General features: G+C 72.2%; 14 protein-coding genes. 7 read left to right on the top strand and 7 right to left on the bottom strand.

Annotation, left to right across the window (positions count from 1 at the left end; genetic code table 11):
• Positions 1–17 precede the first annotated feature (17 nt).
• Complete coding sequence (locus ABH935_RS12920; protein ID WP_370378095.1) at positions 18–1415, bottom strand: ABC transporter substrate-binding protein; 1398 nt, start codon at positions 1413–1415, stop codon at positions 18–20.
• A gap of 185 nt (positions 1416–1600) precedes the next feature.
• Here ABH935_RS12920 and ABH935_RS12925 point away from each other — a divergent pair, with 185 nt between their 5' ends.
• The 6 genes from ABH935_RS12925 to ABH935_RS12950 all read left to right on the top strand — a co-directional run bounded on the left by ABH935_RS12925 (position 1601) and on the right by ABH935_RS12950 (position 7737).
• Complete coding sequence (locus ABH935_RS12925; RefSeq protein ID WP_370378096.1) at positions 1601–2437, top strand: GntR family transcriptional regulator; 837 nt, start codon at positions 1601–1603, stop codon at positions 2435–2437.
• Between the two features lie 118 nt (positions 2438–2555).
• Positions 2556–3638, top strand: a complete 1083-nt coding sequence (locus ABH935_RS12930; protein WP_370378097.1) for a glycosyl hydrolase family 18 protein — start codon at positions 2556–2558, stop codon at positions 3636–3638.
• Positions 3639–3688: 50 nt separating this feature from the next.
• Positions 3689–4702, top strand: a complete 1014-nt coding sequence (locus ABH935_RS12935) for a glycosyl hydrolase family 18 protein (protein ID WP_370378098.1) — start codon at positions 3689–3691, stop codon at positions 4700–4702.
• 31 nt (positions 4703–4733) lie between these two features.
• Positions 4734–5399, top strand: a complete 666-nt coding sequence (locus ABH935_RS12940) for a winged helix-turn-helix domain-containing protein (RefSeq protein ID WP_370378099.1) — start codon at positions 4734–4736, stop codon at positions 5397–5399.
• Positions 5396–6670: a sensor histidine kinase gene (locus tag ABH935_RS12945; RefSeq protein WP_370378100.1), complete on the top strand. Its 1275-nt coding sequence runs from the start codon at positions 5396–5398 to the stop codon at positions 6668–6670. The genes ABH935_RS12940 and ABH935_RS12945 overlap by 4 nt, the downstream gene beginning before the upstream one ends.
• 44 nt (positions 6671–6714) lie before the next feature.
• Positions 6715–7737: a glycoside hydrolase family 26 protein gene (locus ABH935_RS12950; protein WP_370378101.1), complete on the top strand. Its 1023-nt coding sequence runs from the start codon at positions 6715–6717 to the stop codon at positions 7735–7737.
• Between the two features lie 78 nt (positions 7738–7815).
• On the opposite strand, the gene ABH935_RS12955 is transcribed toward ABH935_RS12950, so the two are convergent.
• Positions 7816–8559 carry a G1 family glutamic endopeptidase gene (locus ABH935_RS12955; RefSeq protein WP_370378102.1) on the bottom strand — a complete coding sequence of 248 codons (744 nt, stop codon included), beginning with the start codon at positions 8557–8559 and terminating at the stop codon, positions 7816–7818.
• Between the two features lie 376 nt (positions 8560–8935).
• On the opposite strand from ABH935_RS12955, the gene ABH935_RS12960 reads away from it, so the two are divergent.
• Positions 8936–10156 carry a hypothetical protein gene (locus ABH935_RS12960; RefSeq protein ID WP_370378103.1) on the top strand — a complete coding sequence of 407 codons (1221 nt, stop codon included), beginning with the start codon at positions 8936–8938 and terminating at the stop codon, positions 10154–10156.
• 85 nt (positions 10157–10241) lie between these two features.
• Here the strand turns inward: ABH935_RS12960 and ABH935_RS12965 are convergent, their stop codons facing one another.
• The 5 genes from ABH935_RS12965 to ABH935_RS12985 form a co-directional block, all read right to left on the bottom strand.
• Positions 10242–12113, bottom strand: a complete 1872-nt coding sequence (locus ABH935_RS12965) for an SWIM zinc finger family protein (RefSeq protein WP_370378104.1) — start codon at positions 12111–12113, stop codon at positions 10242–10244.
• Positions 12110–15823, bottom strand: a complete 3714-nt coding sequence (locus ABH935_RS12970) for a DUF5682 family protein (protein WP_370378105.1) — start codon at positions 15821–15823, stop codon at positions 12110–12112. The genes ABH935_RS12965 and ABH935_RS12970 overlap by 4 nt, the downstream gene beginning before the upstream one ends.
• Positions 15784–16944 (bottom strand): AAA family ATPase, encoded by a 1161-nt coding sequence (locus ABH935_RS12975; protein WP_370378106.1) that lies wholly within the window; start codon positions 16942–16944, stop codon positions 15784–15786. The genes ABH935_RS12970 and ABH935_RS12975 overlap by 40 nt, the downstream gene beginning before the upstream one ends.
• Positions 16945–17038: 94 nt before the next feature.
• Positions 17039–22027: a DNA-binding protein gene (locus ABH935_RS12980; protein WP_370378107.1), complete on the bottom strand. Its 4989-nt coding sequence runs from the start codon at positions 22025–22027 to the stop codon at positions 17039–17041.
• Positions 22024–22908: a DUF4132 domain-containing protein gene (locus ABH935_RS12985; RefSeq protein WP_370378108.1), complete on the bottom strand. Its 885-nt coding sequence runs from the start codon at positions 22906–22908 to the stop codon at positions 22024–22026. The genes ABH935_RS12980 and ABH935_RS12985 overlap by 4 nt, the downstream gene beginning before the upstream one ends.
• Between the last annotated feature and the right edge of the window lie 68 nt (positions 22909–22976).

Genomic DNA, 22976 nt, shown 5'->3' on the forward strand with positions numbered 1-22976 from the left:
GGGCCGGTCTCCGGTTCTCACTGGCTGAGCTTGAGCGCGGCGTCGTTCTGCTTGTCGATGTCGGCGAGCCCGGCCAACAGATCGGGGACCTTGCCGTTCTGCCACTTGTCGGCGAACGGGCCGAAGTTGGTCAGGTACGCGCCACCGTTCGGGCTGGCCGGCGTGGTCGAGGTCTTCGGGTTCTTGAAGACCTGTAGGAACGTCGCGAAGTTCGGGTCCTTGGCCAGCGTGAAGTCCGGGGAGTCGAGCGCGGCCAGCGTCGTCGGGACGTTGCCGATGGCGTCGGCGAACGAGGCCACCGCGTCGGGATCGGTGGTCAGGAACTTCACCAGCTTCCAGGCGGCGGCCGGATGCTTGGCGCCGCGCGGGATCCCGATGACGTTGCCGCCGACGAATCCGGATCCGTACAGGTCGGGCTTGTCGTCCGCGACCGGCATCGGCGCCGTGCCGTAGTCGACGTCGGACTTGTCGTTCTTGATGAACGCGGTGCGCCACTCGCCGTCCACCATCATCGCCAGCGAACCGGTCTCGAAGGCGTTCTGCGCCGAGAACTCGTCGCCCATGCCGGCCTTGAACTTGGCCAGCTTGTCCGCGCCGAACCAGTCGACCAGGTTCTTCTGCCAGGTCAGCGCGGAGGCGAAGGCCGGGTCGGAGGAGGTGTTCGAGGTGCCGTCGGCCTTCAGCCAGCTGCCGCCCCAGCTGGGGAGCAGGTGCTCGGTGAGCATCTCGTAGGCCCCGAAATACGGCATGAAGCCCGCGGTCTTGATCGAGCCGTCCGGGTTGCGCACGGTCAGCTTCTTGGCGTCGTCGGCCAGTTCGGTCATCGTCTTGGGCGGTGCGGTGATCCCGGCGGCGGCGAACAGCTTCTTGTTGTAGTAGAGCCCGAAGGTGTCGGCCAGCCACGGCATCGTGCAGCGTTTGCCGGCGTACGCGGTGTAGGCCTGGACGGCCTGCGGGATCTGCGTCATGTCGACGTGGTCGGCGGCGATGTCCGGACCGAGGTCCTGGAAGGCGCCACTGGCACACCACCCGCCGACGTTGTTCGCGTTGAACGACGAGGCCACGTCCGGCGCGGTGCCGCCGCGGATCGCCTGGTTGATCTTGTCATCGTCCTGGGCCTTGACCGCCTGCACGGTGATGTACGGGTACTTCTGGTGGAACTTGGCCAGGACCGCGTCGATGGAGGCGACCTCGTGCGGCGAGCTCAGACCGTGCCAGAAGGTGATGGTCACCGGCGTGGTGTCCTCGGCGCCGGTGTTCGCCTTGGCGGTGGAGCCGCCGCCGGCCGAACAGGCGGCCGTCGTCCCGGTCAGTGCCAGGGCGAGGGCCGGGACGACGGCGGCGGCGGCCAGGCGGGCCCGGGTACTGTTCCGGGTGCTCGGCGAGCCTGCGGGTGTGCGGCGGTACAGAAACATGGGGGCCTCCGACCCAGGGATGGGTGGAACAGAAGTGGTATGGATTCAGGTCATCCACGGTGGGCAGCGGCCACATCCAGGGCCGAAAACTTACCAACCATTGACCAGTGGGCTTATCGTGGGTCATTATTTGGTCGACGTCAAGGGTTCCGGATCACGACGGACAGAAGGGGAGCCGAGCGCCGATGAACGTGGGCGAGAGCCGCTGGCAGAAACGCGAGCGCATCCGCGGACACCTGCTGGACCTGGTCGACGAGTACGGCCCGGGCCGGGCGATCCCCGGCGAGCGCCAACTGAGCGACGAGCTCTCGGTGTCCCGCCCGACGCTGCGCTCGGTCGTCGACGACCTGGTCCGCGACGGCCTGCTGGTCAGGGAGCACGGCCGCGGGGTCTTCGTGGCCAAGGCCAAGGTGGCCCAGCGCCTCGGCGCCCCGGCCACCGCGCCCGGCCGGCCGCTGGCCGTCGGCGGCGTGGACGGGGTCTGGACCAGCCGGATGGTGGACTTCCAGGCCGTCGCGGCCGGGGCCCGGATCAGCCGGCGGCTGAACGTCTCGCCGGCCGAACCGGTCCTGCGCATCACCAGGCTGCGGCTGGCCGACGGGGACCCGATGTCGGTCGACACCCTGCACGTGCCGGCTGCGCTCGTGCCCGGACTGACTCCTCAGGACCTTGAGACCGGCTCGTTCTACCAGATCCTGGGACAGCGGTACGGGATCGGGCTGGCCACCGCCACGCAGATCATCGAACCCACCGTCGTCGACACCGCCGAAGCCGAACTGCTGGGAGTGCCGGTCCACACCCCGGCGCTGCTGTTCGAGCGGGCGACCGCCGACACCGAGGGCCGGGTCGTGGAGTTCACGCACTCGGTGTACCGCGGTGACCGCTACCGCATCGTGACGCAGCTGTCGCTGGCCGCCGACGACGACGGCAGCGGCGGCCGGGTGCTGGGCGGCTCCTGGTCGACGGCCTCGGCCGTCCCCGGCGCCGACACGCTGGTCCTGGACTCCTACTGGTCCGGCTGAGCAGTCGGCGCGGCGGTCCGCGCACCCGCAGGCACAACAGGCACCACCGGAACCATCGCCACGCCCCGCGCGGACCACCCGGTCCGCGTGGTGATCAGTCACGCTTTCCGGAGGACACATGCTTCGCCGAACAAGACCGCTCAGCATCCTGACCGCCTGCGCGGCGGCGGGAATCGTCGCGACGACCGTGCCCGCCATGGCGGCCGTCCCCAAGCCGAAGCCCGCCGCGCCGAGCGCCGGCGTGCAGTTGCAGACCTGGCTGTATCCCGGCTCCCCCGGCGACTCCACCTGCTCCGCGCCGCAGGAGTACGCCGACAACCGCGTCCTGAACGGCGCGCTCAAGCCCGAGTACTGGTCGGTGCAGTCGAACGGCTCGGTCAAGCTGGAGACCACAGCCTCAGGACTGTGCAACGCCTACAGCACGGCGAACGTCGCCAGCGTGAAGGCGCACTCGGCGTATCAGTACCCGACCATCTCGGGGATGACGACCGCCGACGTCCACGCGCTGGTCAGCAGCTCCGGCAACCGGTCCAAGGCCGTCTCGCAGCTCACTTCGCTGATCGTCGGCAACGGCCTGTCCGGCGTCGACGTGGACCTGGAGGACTACTGGTCCTGGTCCCCGGCGGACTTCACGAACTACAAGAAGTTCCTGACCCAGCTCGCGACCTCGTTGCACGCCCACGGCAAGCGTCTGCAGGTCGACGCCCCGGCGATGACCGCCGACGCCACGTTCTACGACTACGCGCAGGTCTCGGCGACCGGCGTCGACGAACTCGTGATCATGGCCTATGACGAGGAGTTCGACACCCAGCCCGGCGCCCGCTGCCTGGCGATCACCCCGTACGCCTGGCTCAAGCAGGTCACCACCTACGCCCAGAGCAAGGTCCCGGACCACTCCCGGCTGGTCATCGGGCTCCCGTCCTACGGCTACCACGCCCCAGACCCCTGCGACCTGAACGCGGTCACCGGCAACATCCAGTTCAGCGATATGAAGAGCAGCCCCGGTTTCTCCTCCGACCCGGCCGTCACCGCAGCCCGCCGCGACCCCTCCTCGGGAGAGATCCGCTGGACCTCCGGCGGGGTCCTCTACGACTACGTCGACAGCGCCTCCCTGACCGCCAAGCTGAAAGTCCTCACCGACCTGGGCGTCACCAAGGTCTCGGTGTGGTCCCTCGGCGGCGGCAACCCCTGGTTCAGCTAGTCCCACCCGGAACCCCACCCGGAGCACCCCACCAGCACGAAAGAGAGAACATGACGAACCACCGGAAAACCCGTCGCACGCTTGCGGTCTCTGCGGTCTCCGCCCTCGCGATCGCCGCGATGACCCTCCCCACCGGCACCGCCTCCGCCACCACCGGCCTGCCGGTGGTCGGCTACCAGGAGGAGGGCGACGCCACCTCGCTCATCGATGCCAGCGCCGGTGCCCTCGGCTCGGTCGGCGCCGACGGCGTCAACATCACCGCCGACGGGACAAGCGTCGGACAACCCAGCGGCGCCGCACAGAACCAGCTGGCCGCCGCGCACGCCGACGGCCTCCCGGCCGAGTTCCTGGCCGGGAACTTCAGCCAGAGCATCGGAGACTTCGACGAGCAGGCCGCCTACAACCTGCTGAGCAGCCAGGCCAACATCGACAACGTGGTCGGCGCCCTCAGCAGCGCGGTCAGCTCCCAGGGCTGGGACGGCGTCACCATCGACCTGGAGTCGTTGCAGGCCCGGGACACCGCGGGCCTCACGGCGTTCATGACCGCGCTGAAGCAGGCGCTGCCGGCCGGCAAGACCGTCAGCCTGGACCTGATGAACGGCCAGAGCGCGGACGAATACGCAGCCCTCGGATACGACCTGCCGGCCCTCGGCCAGGTCGTCGACCACCTGGTGCTGATGGCCTACGACCAGCACACCCAGGCCTCGGACCCGGGCCCGGTCGGCGCCCTGTCCTGGCAGCAGCAGGGCCTGGACGCGCTGGTCAGCCAGGTCCCGGCGGCCAAGGTGGACCTGGGCGTCGCGGGCTACGGCTACTCCTGGCCGCCCGGCGGCGCCGCGACCCAGGTCAGCGACCAGGGCGCGCGCGACCTCGTCGCCGCCGACGGCGCCACCGCCCAGTTCGACGACGCCTCCGGGGAGTGGACCGCGACGCTCTCCGACGGCACGGTCCTGTGGTGGTCCGACGCCCGGTCCTTCGCGCTGCGCCGCACGATGGCCGCGAACGAGCAGATCCACGGCCTGGCGGTCTGGGACCTCGCGCTGTCCGACCAGATCCAGCCGTAGCGCCTTTCCGGTCGCGAGGGCTGGAGCCGCCGTGCGGGTGCTCGTGGTGGAGGACGATCCCGGACTCGGGCCGCTGATCGTCGACGGTCTGCGCTCGGCCGGCTTCGCGGTCGATCTCGCGGAACGACTCACGGAGGCCGACTTCAAAGCGTCCGTGAACACCTACGACTGCGTGGTCGCCGATCGCGGCCTCCCCGACGGCGACGCCTTGGAGCTGCTCAAAAGGTGGCGCCGGTCAGGACACACGGTCCCCGTGCTGATGCTCACCTCCTTCAGCACTGTCGAGGACCGGGTGTCAGGCTTCGAAAACGGAGCCGACGACTACCTCGTCAAACCGTTCGCCATGGCTGAGCTGACCGCGCGGGTACGGGCCCGGTGCCGACGCGGTCAGCCTCAGTCTCTGCCAGAAGTCGCGGTCGGCGATCTGACCATGGACCTGCCCCGCAGGCAGGTTCGGCGAGCCGGCGTACTGCTCATTCTCACCGCGAAGGAGTTCGCCGTGCTTGAGACCCTGATGCTCCGGGCCGGGCACGTGGTCACGCGCAGCGAGCTGATCGAGAGCTGCTGGGACGAGATGAGCGACCCGATGTCGAACGTCGTCGACACGGTGATCGGCCGGCTGCGTCGCAAACTCGGGGCGCCGGATCTCATCGAGACTCTGCGGGGCGCCGGCTACCTCATCCGCGAGCCGGCATGACCGTGGACGGCCCCGCCGTCGCCAGGCTGCGGCGCCTGCGCAGGTCGATGACTGTGCTGTATGCGGCCAGCAGCGCCGTGTGTCTGATCACGCTGGCGTTCATCGCCGCCACCATCGACGCCCGGTCCCGGGCGCACAGCGTCGACGCACAGGTGGCGGGTCATGCCGAAGCGCTGTCCCGGGCAGTCTGGATGGACCAGGGCGTACTCCATCTCGATCCGTTGTCCGAGGACGAGTTGGCTGGTGCGTCCGCGGTCACCGCCGTGCTTCAGCGTCCTGGCAGCGGGCCCGTCCAGGTCCGCTGGGTGCGGCCTGCCAACGCCGCGCTGCTATCGCCGGCAGGCCTCGATCTGCTGTGGACCTCGACCGTGCGAGAACAGGACACGTTCTTGACGACGATGGCAGGTGCTGACGGCAGGCGAACGCGCTGGGCCGCCGCGCCGGTGTGGGACGCCGATGACATCGGTGCCGTCGTGCTCACCGCGGCCGACCTCGCACCGGAGAAGAAGAGCCACGACACGCTTGTCCAATGGCTCGTCGCCGGCTGCACCGGGCTGGTGCTCGCCTCGGCCGCCGTCGGACACCTGCTGTCCGGACGCAGCATGCGACCGACGCTGCGGGAGCTGGGCCGGCAGGAGCAGTTCCTGGCCGAGGCGGCCCACGAACTGCGCACGCCGCTGGCGACCGTCCGCCTGATGATGGAAGACGGCCGTGCCTCGCCGTCCCGCGCGCCGGCCGCGATGATCGAGGCGGTCCGGCTCGTCGACCATATGGGGCGGCTGGTGTCCGGGCTCCTCACGCGGGCCCGCGTTCAGAGCGGAACCGGCCAGGTCGTGCTCACGCCGCTCCGGCTGGACCAGCTCGTCGAGCAGGCGGTCGACGAGCTCCCGCTCCTCGCCGGGCAGGTCGTCGTCCGCACGACGCCAACCGTCGTGCGTGGCGATCCCGACCTCCTCGCGCAGGCGGTCCGCAACCTTGTGGAGAATGCCCTACACCACGGAGCAACGCCGTCGACACCGCCGGTCGAGGTGGATGTGGCAGCGGGGACGGTGGCGGTCCGGGACCACGGGCCGGGAATCGCCCCGGCGGAACGGGAGCGGATCTTCGACAGCCGAGTCACCTGCCGTCGCGAAGGAAAAGGCCCTGGCCTCGGTGTCGGCCTGGCGATCGTCCGCTGGGTCGCGGAGCTGCACAGCGGGACGGCCGACGCCACCACCGCCCCCGGAGGAGGGGCCCTGGTCAGGCTCAGACTTCCAGAACACCGGCCCTGAGCCGTCTCATCATCCCGTCATGATCCACTCGACAGACTGCCGACGTGACCAGATACCTCAGGCGCCGGCGCGCCGCCTCCTCCGAGAACACCGAGAACACCGAGAACGCCCCCGATGAGAAGCAGTCCAGACGTCGCCTCCGCAAGAGGTACGGCATCGCGGCAGCGCTGATCCTCACCGCCGCAGCGATCCCCGCGGCCAGCATCGCGGCCTCCGCCGGAATCACGCCGTCTGACGCGAGAGACATCCTCGTCCCCGACCAAGGAGCGCTTCTCGGCCACTACTACGGCGCGGGCACCATCGCCGACACCGATGCGCGCATCGGCCGCAAGCCGGCGGTCCACCTCACTTACTACAACTGGGCCGACGATTGGATGGCGGCACCGGCCACCACCGCCGACTTCGCCGACGGACGGATCCCGCTGGTCAACTGGGAGCCGTTCGGCGTCGACTTCAACGACATCGTCAGCGGCGGCCTGGACGCCACCATCCAGGCCCGCGCCACCGCCGCGGCCCAGTCCGGCAAGAAGTTCTTCCTCGACTTCGCCGCCGAGATGAACGAGGACGAGGGCTGGGGCGGCCACGACCCGGCGAAGTACATCGCCGCGTGGCGCCACATCCACGACATCTTCACCGCGGCCGGCGCCACGAACGTCGTCTGGGCCTGGTGCCCCAACGTCACCGACAGCTCCGGCGCCCCACCGGCGATGGACTACTACCCCGGCGACGACTACGTCGACTGGACCGGCGTCGACGGGTACAACTGGGGCACCTCCGCGGCAGGCTTCACGTGGCAGAGCTTCAACGACGTGTTCGCCGGCATCTACCCTCAACTCGCCGCGAAGGGCAAGCCCATCATCATCGGAGAGATGGCCTCCGACGAGGTCGGCGGCAGCAAGGCACAGTGGATCGACGACATAGTCCCGACGCTGAAGAACAACTACCCGCAGATCAAGGCCTTCGTCTGGTTCGACGTCGACAAGGAGAGGCACTGGCAGATCAACTCCTCGCCGGAGTCGCTCGCGGCGTACCAGCGCATGGCGCAGGACCCGTATCTCAATCCGTGACAGGACGATTCGCGCGGAGGACAGGGCCCGGCGGCCGGACCCCGTCCTCCGCGTCGCCGCGTCAGCGGCCGTGGCGGATCAGGAATGCAGCCAGCTCAGCTTGAACGTGCCGCCGGACAGCGACGAGTTCTTCGTCAGCGGAGTGTTGCCGCGCTCGATGTCGGTCGAGTTGACGGTGCCGGCGCTCGCCAAGGGCTTGCCGTTGGCGGTGAGGCTGGTGAAGGTCACCGATCCGAAGGGCGCGACCGGCTGGATGCCGTTGCCCAGGTCCTCCACGATCGCCTCGGCCGAGGAGAGCTGGTCGCTGCCGGTCTCGTGGAACGTCTTCGACCAGCCCCGGGTCGTGTCCTTCTCGGTCAGGGTCCACGAGCTGCCGCTCACCGACACCGAGGCGGTGATGTGGTCGCCGGCCCTGACGGTCTCGGTGAAGTAGATGGAGTCCGCCGGATACATCTCCACCCACGGGTAGTAGGCGGCCACCCCGTTCTCGCAGTCCTGGTCGAAGCCGATCTGCTCGACCGTGTCGGAGGTGAAGCCGTCGATGCCGATCCACGGCGAGACCGAGCTGTTCGGCACCGACGAGCAGTTGAGCGCGGGCACCGTCCACGACCCGCTGATCGAGGTGAAGCGCGCGCCGGTGTCCGCGTAGCCGCCCCAGATCTGGTCCGAGTGCCGGGCGTGGTCGTAGTGCGGGAAGCTCGCGGGGGACGCGGCAGGCGACGCGCTGGCGGCCGAAGCGGGATCGGCCAGGGCGGCGGCGAGCACCACCGAGCCGGCGGCGGCCAGACAGGCCAGGCCGACCCGGTATCCGGGTATTGCCATAGTGGTCCTTTCACGTGGCGATGGGCGGCCGCCCGGTTCAGGGCGAACCGCCGTGAAGGCAGGTGGGAGCCGGGCACGGAGCCAGGCGGTATGGCAGGCGGTACGGCACGGGCAGGTGCATACGTGGCGGGGCGCGTCCGATTTCTCGGAAAATAGAAGCGTGTTCGAACCCTGTCAAGGCATGCCGAAGAAACACCGCGCCGGATGCGGACGCATCGCGGGCGCGGGCCGTCACCGAGTAGGCCCTGAACAGGCGAAACACTTAGTCACAGCCCCGCCGGGGAAAACCCGAAGCAGGACGCGAGGGGACCATCGGTCTTCCTTAAATGGAGGAGTCCGGTTCTTCCCGCGAACGCGGCCGAAGGGGGTCACCACCATGACCTACCAAAGCAACAACAACGCCGTCCTGTACGCCGAGTGCGAACCGCTCCTGAACGCCTCGGTGCTGCTGGAGGTGACCGAAGACCTCGAAACCACCGACGGCAGCGGCTTCTCGCTCCAGTTCAACGCCTATCCCCCGGCGGGCCGGCTGAGCCAGGGCCAGACGCTGGAGATCTTCCAATACATCATCTATGTGCTGAACAACAAGCTCTGGTACGAGATCCAGTACTGGGCCGCGGGATCGACCTGGCCGCCGAACTACATCCCGGACCCGGGCACCACTCCCTGGCTGCCGGCGCTGCCGAACGACTACTACCTGACGTCGTTCGGCTCCGCGCCCGGCAACAAGATCCCCCGCGAGTCCACGCTCCAGATCTCGCTGACCACCGACGGCCACGCCAACGTGACCGGCGCGACGTTCAGCTACACCGACCCCGACGACAACGTCTCCAGCACCACCTTCTCCTTCCCGGAGCGCGCGCAGTACCCGATCGTCGCGTTCGAGCTGGACCTGGTCGGTCCGGGCGGCGGGTCGAACTGCACGTTCACCAGCGGCCTGACGGCCAGCCGCGGGATCATCTACTACTCGGTCTCACCCGGCACGCTGTTCGTCCAGAACGGCGGCCCGGGCGCCGCGTGCGGCGAATGGGGCGGCGGGACCGCGGAGACGTCGAACGCCGTCTACAGCGATGTGAGCCCGGCCTCCGGGTCGACCGTCACGCAGACCCTCGGCCAGCCGGTCGACTGCGCCGTCAACCACCTGGCCCGCACCCGGCTCGGGGCGGAGGCTCCCGCCACGACCAAGCACATGCGGCACCTGCGCGACACCAAGGTGGCCCGGGCCCGCAGCGGCCAGTGGCTGGCGGAGATGCTGGAGCGGCATGCCGCCGAGCTCGCCGGGCTGCTCGATATGGATCCCGGGTTGGCCCGGGAGAGCTGGAGCCTGCTGGAGAAGGCCCGGGCGGCTTCGGACTCCGGCGAGCTGATCGGCGCGGACCTCGTCGACGCCGCGCAAGAGCTGGTACGTCGGGCGTCACGGACCGCGACTCCCGCGCTGGCCGCGGCCGCCACCCCGCTGGGGGTGGTGCTCGACGCCCTGCGCGGTCGCACGCTGGAGGAGGGTTTGGAGAAGGCGAGCCGGACCATCCACCCGCGGACGACGACATCCGCGCGGCGCGTCGGCGAGGTCCGGCTCCCTCCGGACGAGACGTCCTGACACCTGGGTGAACATGCCAGCACGGCGGCGTGACGGAGCGCTGTGGCGGCGCCGACCATCGAAAGTCGGCGCCGCCAAAGGGTCTTCAGCCGCTGTGCTCCCACGAGGCACGCACCAATGCCCGCTCCGTGGCCGCCAGCTGCAGCCCGGCAGCCAGCCAGGCCTGCGCGTAGCGGCCGGGGTCCGGATCGGTCAGGCGGCCGAACACGTCCCGGTTCCGGCGGTCCGCCTCGGCGGCGAGCGCCGCGACCCGGTCCGCGGCGGCGTTCAGGCCAGACTGGCGCAGGTGCGCGATGTGCGGCGCCGCCGTACGTGCGAACTCTGCGACGGTGCGTCGTCCGCCGGAGACGGCCAGCTCCACGATGTGCCGGAGCCGCCACAGCGGTGAGTCCGCGACCAGGTCGGACGGTCCCGAGACGGCCGGTCCGAGTCCGGCTCCGAGTCCCGGTCCAGTCCCGGCGCCGGGCGGCGGCGGGAAGTGGGCGCCCTGCAAGCGGTCGTACCCGAGGTCGGCGTGCCCCTGCCAGGACTCCGGCAGCCGTAGTGTCGCCTCGGCGTCCGGGACGGGGCCGACCGCGAGCGGTCGCAGCGTCGCCGTACGGTCCGGGTCCAAGCGTCCGACGACCCGGATGCGCAGACCCGGATGCGCGGCAAGCCTTCGGAGGTTCTCGGTGTGCGCGAAGTCGGGGTGTCCGTGCGCGGCGACGAGACGGATCAGCGGGCCCGGCAGGCCTTCGTTTCCGTCGGCTTCCCGCACCAGCAGACAATCCCCGGACGCCCCGACGACCACCACCTCGCAACCGAGCAAATCAGAGCCCTGCCGCTCGGCGTCGGAGCCCGCTCCCAGAACGCCGGTGAGCCGGTCCCGCACCGCCGCGCCGAGCGGCTTGGCGAACAGCGCCGACAGCGGTCCGCCGGACCACCCCTGCCCGGTCAGCGGTGTGGCGCGCACGCCCTTGCCCGCGCCGAGCCGGCCGTCCGCCGAGACCGTGGCCCCGGCGATCAGCAGCCCGCTCCGGGACAGCTGGTCGTGGTCGAGGGCCGACGCGCCGATCGCGACCGGAGCCGTGGCCGCTCCCCGGGCCCGCGCCGCGCCGCCGGGCTTCACGTCGGAGACCGTGAACCAGTGCCCGTCCTCGGCCAGGACGTGAGTCACGACGCCGCCGTAGCCGGTCGCGCTGAGCACCGGCTCCCGGCATACGCCGTGGACGCGCAGGCTCCCGCCGGGCTCGTAGGCCCGCCGTGCCGTGCCGACCAGTTCCGGATCCGGGTCGGCCGCAGCCAGCAGCCCCGCGGTGAGCAGGAGTTCAACCAGGTCGGCGACGAGATCGCCGAGCCGGTGCGCGTCGCTCTGGGACCGGGCCGCGCGCAGGTTGCGGACGACGCGGAGCGCGGCGGCTTCCGGCCGGTGCAGACCCGCCAGGCGCGCGGTGTGCGCGGCGCGGAGCAGCTCGGCCTGCGGCACCGCGCCCGCGGCGGGGATCCCGGCGGCCAGGATCGCGGCCGCCGCCGACCACAATGCTGCCGCCGCGGCCAGCTGAGCGTCACCGGGTCCGGCCGGCTGCGCGCCCTCGGGGGCTTCGGCGGCATCGGCGGTTTCTTTGGTTTCTGCGGCTTTTGCGCCCTCAGCGGTTTCGGCGACCTCCGCCGGAAGAGCAGTCGCACCCTGCGAATCCGCCACCGGACACGCGGTGAGCACGGCAGCCCGATGCAGACACTTCGGCGCCAGCAGACACGTACACGAAGCCTGCTCATCCAGCGCCACGACACCCGAGGCGTCCGGAGCGAGAGTGACCACGGCGTCCTCGCCGCACCGCACCCGCACCACGTCCCCGTCGGCCACGGCCTCCGCCGCGCCGTACTGCCCGACCGCCGCGTCGAGCTTCTTCAACAGCCGCGAGGTCAGGCTCTCGACCGCGGCGGCTGTGACCTCCGGCGCTACCGGTGGCAGACTCATCGACCCTCCCCTCGAACACGCTCGCCGACCCACCGGGCCAGAGCGAGAGGACTGAGCGCGGCTACCGGCATCCCGGCGGCGACCAACTGTTGCGCGATCGGCACCGAGTACCGGGCCAGCCCGGTGTCGTCGAGCGCCGCGCAGCCGATCAGGTGCACCCCGGAGGCCGCCAGCGAGCGGACCTCGCCGAGCAGGCCGCCGACCGGGTACCCCTCTTCGAAGTCGCTGACGACCGCGACGATGGTCCGGCTCGGCACCGTCACCAGCGAGCGCGCGTGCCGCAGCCCGGCGGCGATGTGCGTGCCGCCGCCGACGCACACCTCCAGCAGCAGCGCCAGCGGGTCGGGGACGCGGCCGGTCAGGTCCACGACCTCGGTCGAGAACGCCAGGAAGTGCGTCGACAGCGCCGGCACCCCGCTCAGGACCGCGGCGGTCAGCGCCGACCACACCACCGAGGCCTCCATCGAGCCGGAGACGTCCACGACCAGGATCAGCCGCCAATCTGCGGCGCGCCGGGCGCGGGTGCCGAAGATCGGCCGCTCGGGGACGATCAGGGTTCTGCCATCCTCCAGCCGCCGCGCCGTGCCGAGGTTGGCCCGGACGGTGCGGGACAGGTCGAGCGGACCGCCCGGGCGCCGGGTCGGCCGCGGCGTGGCCAGACCGGTCAGCGTCGGGCGCAGCCGGGTGGCCAGCTCCCGCGTGAGCTCCGCGACCAGGCGCTGGACCAGCGGTCGCAGCTTGGCCAGCTTCTGCTCGGGCAGTCCGCCGGCCAGCGACAGGATGTTGGTCAGCAGCTCGACGGACGGACGGACGGATTCCGGGTCGAGCTGGTCGAGCACGTCGGTGCGTCCCGCCGCGGCGGCCCGGCCGAGGACTTCCTCGCGGACGTCGGCGCCGAACAGCGCGTTCAGCTCGTCGGCCCACTCGCGGGCGGTCGGGAAGGCGGCCTGGAGTCCGCCCTCCGAACCGTCGCCGGTCCGGCTCTCCAGGTCCTGGGAGCCTTCACCGCGGCCGGTCCCGTAGAGCTCGTCGAGCGCGCGGGCGTAGCGGCGCGACCCCGCGGACAACTGGTCCGGCCGGCGTCCGAGCAGCAGGCGCCAGCGTTCGGCGGGAGGAATGCGGTGCTTGTCGTTCGAGGCGCGCGGTTCGGATTCCGCCACCGGCACAGATTTCACAGACGGCACAGATTTCACAGACGGTACAGATTTCACAGACGGTACAGATTCCGAGTGCTGCGCGGCGTCGGGGAGGACCACGCCGAGCGCGCGGACCGCCTCGAAGGCCTCGGCGTCGGCGGCGGTCCACAGCGCGAGCAGCGCCGGATCATCGGCCAGGGTGACATCGGGCCGGTCGCCGAGGCGCTCGGCGACGGTTGTCAGGACCCTGCCACGCGCGGCCGGAGAGAGGATGTCGAAACCGCCGCGCAGGGCCGGGAGCCGGTCGAGGAAATCGCGGTCGGGCAAGGTGTCGACCCGGTCCAGCAGCGGGTCCAGGGCCTTTGGCGCCGCCTGGAGCAGCGGTGCGGCCGCGGTGAGCAGACCCGCGAGGTGACGTGCCAAGCGCTGTCGGCCGTCCGGATGCGCGGCGGCGTCGACCCATCCGCCGACCCGGGTGCCGACCTCTTCGGCACCGTCCAGGCCGAGCAGCACCCGCACCGCCGCGACCGCGCCCTGGATCAGCGGCGAACCTGACCGCGCCAGGGTGTCGAGCGCGTCGGCCAGCCGCAGCCCGAGGTGCCGTTCGGCGGCACGGTCGGCCAGCGCGACCAGGGCGGCGGCGTCGGCCGGGTCGTCGCTGCCGGCCAATCCCGGCAGCGCGCGGACGGCGGCTTCGAGCAGCGTCCCGGACAGCGTCGCAGCCTGCTGACGCTCGGCTTCGCCGGCCCCCGGAAGGTGTCCCTCGACCAGCGCTTCGAGCAGGTCCAGCGCGGCCAGCAGCTCCGGAAGCGCGGCCTGCCCCGGCAGCGTTCCGGCGGCGTCCTCCAGCCGGGCCCGAACCAGCTCCGGCAGGTCACAGGCCGCTGCGGCCCGCAGCCCGTCCAGGACGTCGGCACACGAGGCGCCGCCGTCCTCGGCCTGGCGACGGAAACGCTCGCGCAGCGTCCCGGCCGCAGCCTGCGCCGCGGTGACCCCGCGCACCCCGGCCAGATCCAGCCGCACGGGAACGCCCGGCGTCCACGCGAGCCGCCACCGGGAGGTCAGCGCCGTCCCGTCGCCGGTCCCCATCACCTCGACCGGCTCGCCGTAGCCGGCACCGCACGTCAGCAGCCGTTGGAGCAGGACTTCGCGCCGGCCGTCGAGCTCGGAGCGCAGCGGATCCAGCCGGACCTCGCGCGGCGCGGGGTCCTCCGGATTCGGCAACCGCAGCCCGGCCAGCTCGGCCTCGACCGACGGGCCGAGGCCGGAACGCGGCGTCCCCGGAGCGACCCGCCCGCGCACAGTACCGACCAGCACAGTGTCCAGCGCACGGGCCAAGGCCCGGCCGCGCCCCAGCAACTCCCCCTGCCCCAGCACCATGTTCACGGCTTCGAGAATCTCGCCCCGCCCCGGCGCCGGAAGCGCACGCAGCCGCGCCAGATCACCGGCCAGGCGCAGAGCCTCGGACGCCTCGCCGGTCCCGGCGGTATGGCCGGCAGCCCGCAGCTCGCGACAGACATCGGTAATAGCGCGCGCCGCCGCCAGCTGAATCGACTCGGGGTCGCCGCCCGCGGTGAAGACAGCCTGCTGCCAGCGCGGATCACGGATCCCGGCCGGGTAGCCGGAACGCGAGTCGAGCAGGTCGAAGGCATAGGGGACCAGGGAGGTGGTCGAGGTCGCGCCGGCGGCTGCTGCTGCCGAGCGCGAAGCTGAAGCTGAAGCCCCTGCTGCCGAACCCGAACCCGCCGCCGAGGTTGCCGCTACCACTTCCACAACCGAAGCCGCCAAGCCCGAGCCCGAGCCGGCACCCGCACCGTCGCCCGCCGAGCCGACCAGCGCCGGCGCATGGAACGCCCCGACCACCGCCGCCACGCGCCGGCCGCCCTCGCCAGCCTGCGAAATCACGCCCCGCATATGCGCCTCGCGCGCCAGGTCGACCGGCGGCACCCCGTCGCCGTTGTCCGTCCGTAGTGCCCAGCCGACTCCGAGCGCCGCGCGCCGGACCGCCTCCGGAGTGCATCCGGGAGCCAGCACCTCGACCGCGCGGTCCCAGTAGTCGTCGCCCTCGCGTCCCGAGCCGGAGTCGCGCAACGCGTCGGCGAAAGCGCTGCCCGCCTTCGTGGCTTCGCCGCCCGACGCCCACCCCACGTCGTCCAGGGGCAGGTCGCAGCAGACGACTTCGCGTCCCCGCTCGCGAGCCCACCTGATCGCGGCGAGCTCGGGAGAGAAGTCGGCGAAGGGGTAGAACCCGAGGTACCCGTCCGCTCCCGCGCCGGCGAGCGCGACCGGCGCGACCGTGTTGGGGTCGGCCAGATGCGGCAGCCACGTCTGGAAGTCCGTCGGCAGCTCGACACACACCACTTCCGCATCCGCCGCGTCCAGCAAGGCCGGGACCACCGCGGCCAGCGCTGGGCTGTGGTGCCGCACCCCGATCAGGTACGGCGCCGAGCTCTGCGCGAGCTCGGCGACCGCGTCGCGCGGATCGGCCCCGGACAGGGCATAGCCGCTGTCTGTCGGCTCCGCCACCGTCGTCGTCACCGCAGCGTCTCCCGCAGATCCCACAGCCGACGCCATGTCGCCGACCCCTGCTCGGCCCGCCGGCGGACGGGGCCGTCCCAGTACCCCAGCAGCCGCGCGTGGTCCTGCGGGTCGTCCTTGCGCACCACCCCGAGCAGGTGCCCCGGCAGCAGGTCCAGGATGTCCCCGCCCGGCAGGTACGCCGAGGCGATGCCCAGCGCGGCTGTCACCTGCACCGCCTCCGCCGTGGACATCACCGTCCCCGGGCGCTCGACGTCCCAGCCCTCGGACGACCGCCCGGTCCGCAGGTCGCGGAACGCCGTGACCAGCACCTCCAGCACCGCGTCGTCGACCGCGTACGCGGCGCCGGCCCGCTGCACCGACGCGCGCGCCTGGCGGCGCACCAGCTCGGTCTCGGCGTCGGCGTCGGAGATCGGGTCGATGGTCTCGAAGTTGAACCGGCGCTTGAGCGCGGCGGACATCTCCGACACGCCCCGGTCGCGCAGGTTCGCCGTGGCGATCACGGTGAACCCGGGAACCGCCGGCACCGAGCCCTCCGGCGTCCCGGTCAGCTCCGGGACGCTCATGTGCCGGTCGGACAAGATCGACACCAGCGCGTCCTGCACCTCCGGCAGGCAGCGGGTGATCTCCTCGACCCGCGCCACCCGCCCGGAGCGCATCGCGGCCAGCACCGGCGAGTCGACCAGGGCCTGCGGCGTCGGACCCTGCGCGAGCAGCAGCGCGTAGTTCCAGCCGTAGCGGAAGGCGTCCTCGGTCGTGCCCGCGGTGCCCTGCACGGTCAGCCGGCTCGTCCCGCACACCGCCGCCGCCAGCAGCTCCGACAGCATGGACTTGGCGGTGCCGGGCTCGCCGACCAGCAGCAGCCCGCGCTCCCCGGCCAAGGTCACGACGCAGCGCTCGACCAGCGCCCGCTCGCCGACGAACTTGCGAACGATCACCAGCTTGTCCGGCACGTCCGGCTGAGCCTTGGCGAGCTTCAGCGCCTCGCCGTCGCTGCCGCACAGAAAGGTGACGACGGCCCGCGGCGTGAGCCGCCACCCGGGCGGCCGCGGCCCGGTGTCGTGCGCGGCGAGAAAGGCGAGTTCGGCCTCGTGGCGCTGTTCGGCGGGCAGCAGCTGGGCCGTCGGCGTGTCCGGGGCCTGGGCTGTGGTGGTCATGGACGATCCTGCCTTGATGTCGTTGTCCGTGGATTCGGTGTCAAGAGATTGAGAAAACTGCCGCGGAGGAGTTCTGCGAACCCGAGGGAAGAACTCACCGGCGCCGTCCCCGACGCGCGGTCTTCAACTCCTCGAACCGCGGCGCGTCGCCGTCCTGAATCCGCTGCCACGCCCTGCGATACAGGTCGGCGGCGGGCTCGGTCGGCACCAGCACCCCGAGGACGGCGCCCCGGTCGTGCAGCAAGCCCTCGAAGAAGGGCAGCTTCCACGCCTCCATCGGCGTGTGCGGGGACCGGATGTCCACCCACCCACCGGGCAGGAACAGCGTCCGGCCCGCGCGGGTGCGTGCGGCCTCCACGACGGCGTCGGTCCGGGCCAGCTCGGCGCGCGCCGCCTTGAGCCGGGCCGGCTTCCATCCGGTCCAGCGCGCGGTGTTCCGGTCGGTCGGGTCCGGCATCGCCAGCAGCATCAGGTACACCGCAGCGGCGTCCTCGCCCGCGCCGAGCTCCTTCGCGGCCTCGGTCACCAGTTCCGGCACCGATCGCGTCGGGTCCTGCGGGGACCAGGTGCCGTCGGCGTCCCGGGCCCCGGCGGCCGGGTCGCCCGGGTCGGCGAGCAGCGCGGCGAACCGCGGGTCGCGGGCCAGCCGCAGCGCGACCTCGGCCGGGAACGGTAGCTGGGCCTCGCCGCGCAGGGCCGGTATATAAGGGTCGGTGCCTGCCGCGTCCAGCAGCGGCACCTTCAGCGCCGGCGCCGGTTGGCCGTCGTGGGTGGCCATGACGACCGCGCCGTACCGCTCGAAGCCCTCGCCGACCTCCGTCGGCGTGCCGGCGCTCTTGCGGAACTCCTCCAGGCCGACGAACCGGCGCAGGTCGAGCATCAGCTCCGGGTTCGCCAGGCGCTCGCGCACCGCCGCGAACGCGGCTGGCAGCGCCGAGCGCACCGGGTCGCCGACCGGGAGCCGATGGGCCAGCCAGGCGGCCAGCGACACCGCACCGGCCAGCGTCGCCGCGTCGAAGCCGACGGCCTTGTCGTCGGTGGGACGGGCCCGGTCGCCGTTGATCCGCCACGTCAGGTCGACGCTCAGCCGGCGGGAGGAGGCCGGGTCGAGCAGTGCCGGAAGAGCGTCCAGGATGTCCCAGTCGGTGCGCACCGCGCGCCGCGCCTCGGCGGTCAGCGCCTCCGGCACCGGAACCTGCTTGCCGACCGACCGGTTCCACACCCCAGCCGCGGCCGCGACATCAGGGCCCTGCGTCCACAGGGCGGCCGGGTCCGCCGGAAGCAGCGCCGAGAGGAGTTCGATCGCGGTGGGAAGGCCCAGCGCCGTCAGACGGTCCCGGGCCACGGCCGCCTCGGTGGCGGTGACTCCGAGCGCCGTGGACACCTCGCGGGGCAGGAAGCCGCGCTCCTGCCGGTCGAACCGCGGCAGTCCGGCGACCACCAGCTTGGCGACGGTCGGGGTGACACCGGTGAGCGCGGCGAACTCCTCGGCCGCGGTCGCGAACCAGGGCGCGACGTCCTCGCGGGCCGCCGCCTCGGTCAGGAAGGCGCCCAGCCAACCGGTCGGCCAGTCGGTCCCGACGGGGGTCAGCGAGGTCACCCGGTAGGGGCCGGGCAGTTCGAAACGACCGGCCGGATCGTGGATCAGGCCTTTGAACTCGAAGTGCGGGGAGTCCCAGTCCATGTCCAGGAACGCCGCGTAGCCGCCGCCGTCCAGGGGCAGCAGGCCGAGCCAGGAGTCCCTGTGGTCGGCGGACCCCAGCTCCGATCGCAGCACGTTGCCGGTGAACCGCCGCCACGTGGAGTGCTCTGCGGGTGCGGCCAGTCCCAGCGCTTCCAGCTCGGTCAGCAGGCTGCGCAGTACGTCCCGGTGTTCGGGCTCTGCGAAAGGCGAGACGGACCGCAGGGCGGCGGCGGGCGCGGCGGCGACTGCTGCTTCCCACAGCTGGGTGGTCGGCAGAATCGGTCCGTCGACGTGGACCCGCACCGGCCGGGCCCGCTGCGGCTTGTCCCGCAGTTCCCTGGTCAGCACCCGCAACACGCCGAACAGGGCCGGATCGGCCGTTCGCCACCGCGAGTAATAGCCCTGATTCACCAGGCCGCCGAGGGCGGCGGTGACGACGTCGTCCTTCGGGCCGGCGTCGTCGAGCTCGGATTCCCCCGGTCCGCCCTGCAGCGTCTGCTCCAGCCGCTCGGCGGCCCGATCCAGTTTGCTCTGCTGCTTCGCCGCGTGGCGCACGATCCCGGCGATGCCCGTGAGCAGCGCCTCGTCGGTCACCTGCGGGAGCAGTTCGCGGATCCGCGCGCGCCGGGCGGCCTTGGCCTGGTCCGTCGTCGGCGCCGCGATGTCGGCTCCGGCGGCCAGCAGCGCGGCGGCCGTGTCCCGGTCGATCCCACGCAGCGCCCGCGAAGCCTGCTCATCGCGCGGGCGCAGGTAGCGCCAGTAGGAGACCGGCGGCAGGAGCACGGTGCCCTTGGCATAGGTGCCCGGCTTGCCGTCGGTTTTGGCCTGTGCGACCAGGACGCCTTCGGTGTCCAGCATGCTGATCTCGTAGCTGCCGGTGCCGACCAGCGCCCGCCCGGCTTCGTCGCCGGGGAACACGATCGCGCCGCTGATGCCCGAGGTCCCGGCCGGGGCGGTCACCGTCACGCCGGCCAGGTCCTCGCCGCGCAGGGAGCCGTCCGGCAGCTTGATGATGCGGAACCCGAGGAGCCCGTCGACCGGCCGCGCTGTGGGGCCCGCCTGGTCGAAGACCGCGGGGATGACCCTTCCGTCGACGAGTTCCGAGCCGGACGGGGCGCTCTTCAGCGCGTCGGCCACGAACGCGGGCGCCGACGTGCGGCCGGTCTGGCCGGTCGCCGGGTCGTACTCGTACCAGGCCACCGTCTCGCGGTTCACGCCGTCCCAGGTCCAGACCCAGTACGACACGCCGTCACTCATGATCTGCAGGTCCGTCGGCACCGCGGTGTCGCCGGGCCGCAGCGGCGCGTTGCCGGTGGTCCGGCCGCCGTCCGGCAGCGGAAGGCTCCGCCGCAGCCGGCCGGGGCCGTAGTAGTACATCCGCAGGCTGCGGGCGTCGCGCTCGCGTTCGCGTTCGGAGCGCTCGACGGCGAACAGCCGGTCCGGCGAGTGGTGCCAGTAGCCGCGCAACCGGCCGTCCAGAGCCCGGGAGGACCACAGGACCAGGAGTTCGCCGTCGACGTAGTGGTAGCCGGGGTTGTCGTAGGCGTCCTTGGCCGGGATGCGCAGGTCGTGGGTCAGGACCGGGCCGTCCGCGCCGAGCACCCGGACCTGCGTGGGACCCCCGACGATCAGGTGGGGCCAGGCGTCGGCGACGACCAGGTCCTCGACTTTCTTGGTCGAGGCCAGCTCGGCCGTCGCCTGCTCCCACGCCGGCCAGGAGAGCTCGTCCAGGAGCCCGGCGCGCAACGTGCGCACCAGCACCGGGGCCAGGTCGGTCCGCACCGCGGCCCGCACCTGCTCCTCCGCCAGCGCCAGCGCCTCGCCGGGCAGCCAGCTCAGCCGTCCCATCGCGGCCGGCAGCGCGGGCAGGCCGGTGGCCGCGAACTCACCGGCGACCGCCACGACCCAGTCGGTCAGCAGCACTCGGCCGCCCGGGGCGGCTATCAGCTTCTTGATGGCACGGCGGGTCGAGTCGTCGGCGCCGAAGGACTGCGTGCCCCGGGCGAACGCGGCGACGAAACGGCCGTCGGCTTCGAGCGCGACCAGGTCACGCTGGCCGTCGCCGGCTCCCCAGGCCTCCAGGGGCAGCGACAGGTGCTCAGCGGGGTCGGCGACCGGGATCTTGAGCGCCAGCAGCAGGTCCAGCAGGTCCAGGTCGCCCTGCGCGTCCAGCGTTCCGCCGCCGGCCTCCAACTCGTCGCGCAGCTGCGCCTGGCAGCGTTCGACCAAGGAGTAGAGCTCGGACATCCGCTCCCGCGCGCGCCATCCGGACCGCATCGACAGGAACCGCCGCAGCCACCCGGCGGCGCCGTCGTCGGGACGTACAGCGTCGGCCGGCGCGCCGTCGTAGAGCCCTTCGATCGCGCCGCTCTCGGTGAGGATGGCCAGCCACAGACCGGGCAGACCGGCGTCGCCGGCGGTGGGCATGACAGCCAGCAGCGCCCGCCGGATCTGCTCGTCCTCGCGCAGCAGCGTGACGATCGCCGCGCGGTGGCTCTTCCACCAGCCCTCCGGCGCGCGCAGCGTCGCGGACAGGGTGAGCAGGCCGGCCAGGTACTCGCGCTCGGCGGCTGCCGCGTCCGCGCCGGCCGCCTTCGCCAGCCGGCGCAGCTCAGTGGCCAGCTGCGCCGACGGGGTCAGCCCGCCGGCGGTGCGCCGCGAGCACAGGCGCGCGTACCGGTGCAGCGCCTCGTCGGCGGAGACCCGCGCCGACAGGGCCTTGCCGTAGTCGACCAGCGACTTCGCCGGCAGCGCGCCGGCCAGCGCGAACTCCAGGAAGACCTCGTCGAGCCGGTCCTCGTCCAGCTCCAGGCCGTGCGTGGACTCGGCGCGGCGGGCCTTGGTGAACATCTGCGAGGCGAAGGTGGCGCTCTCCGCGGCCAGGAACACCCGGCCGACCTGCTCGTAGTACGTCGGCAGGAAGTGCGGCAGCGCGGCGGCGAGCCGGTCGGCGATGCCCTGGTAGGCCTGAAGCGCCGTCTTCGGGCGGGACTTCGCCTGCTTCCCGGCGCGCTCCAGCTCCGGGAGCAGCGCCAGGGCCTGGTGCCCGTCCTCCGGGTGGTGCACCAGCACCCATTCGGGGAAGCCGAGCGAGGCCCGCAGGCCGAGGCCCACCTCGGCGGGCTCGCCGTCTGGCATCAGGCCGAGGAATCCGGCCGCGGCGTCCTCGGCCGCGCCCAGAACCCCCGGGGTGAGGCGGACCACGACGCGGTCGTCCAGGCCGGGATGCCGGTAGGTCCGCGCGGTCAGGGACACGGCGCGCTCCGAGCCGACGGCGGTGCCGGGCGGGAGGATCGCGCCGCCCGCCAGCAGATCCGCCGCCTCCTCTGGCGTCAGGGTGCTGCTTTCGGTGTTCGCGTCCTGATTCGTGTGCCGATTCGTGTGCTGCGAGCCGCTCACGCGTCCTTGCCCTCCTCGATCACGCGGCCCGCGTAGAGCGCCGCAGCCATCCGCATCCCCTCCGACCAGGCCACCGGGCCCACCTCGGACTGTCTCAGGGCTTTGCCTTCCTCGCCGTGCCAGGTGAGCGCGCCGGTCTCGCTGTCCTCGTCCCAGTAGGGCTCGCCGATCCACATCGAGGCCTCGACCGTACGGCCGCCGTCGCGCACCCGGCAGTTCGCGTAGCCGCCGCTGACCCGGTAGCCCAGCGACGTCGCGCGGGCGGCGAGCATGAAGCGGGACGGGAACCGGCCGCCGGCGAACTCGGTGACGCGCGCCGCCGCGGCCTTGGCCGCGTCGTCCTGTTCGGAGTCCTCCGGCTTGCGCCAGGTCGCCCGGTAGATCTGCTCGACCCGCTGCTCGACCCCGAGCTCCGCGGCGAACTCCCGCAGGTCGTCCAGGTCCGGCAGCAGCACCGGGTGCGGCAGCGTGACGGTCCGCGGGCTGAGCCGCACCGTCTCACCGTCCAGATTCACCACGCGCAGCCCGCCGTCCTCAGTGACGCCGCGCAGGAAGCCCGCCTCGTCCGGATCGTCGCCGACGAGGACCAGGTCCCGCAGCGCCGTCTGCCACGCCTCGTCCGGCCACACCCGCGCCACCAGCGCGGTGGGCACCGGCAGCGAGGAGACCATCCACGCGTCGACCTGCGCCACGCAACTCGCCGCGTGCCGGTCCAGCCATTCGGCCAGGCGCCGCAGCCGGTCCACCTCCGGATCGTCCCGGAGCGCCTTCGGCAGCGTCTTCAGCTGCCGGCCCGCACCGCGGCCCGCCGTGGCCCGCGCGGCCACACGCCCCTGGACCAGCGCTATCTCATATCCCTGTCCCGCGGCCAACCATGCCACCGGGCCCACCCCTCACTTGGTTCCGCCACCCGCATCCGGCGTGCTGATGGCGGACACGCTGTCAGTCG

The sequence above is a fragment of the Catenulispora sp. GAS73 genome (assembly GCF_041262085.1).
In the GTDB taxonomy this organism is placed as follows: domain Bacteria; phylum Actinomycetota; class Actinomycetes; order Streptomycetales; family Catenulisporaceae; genus Catenulispora.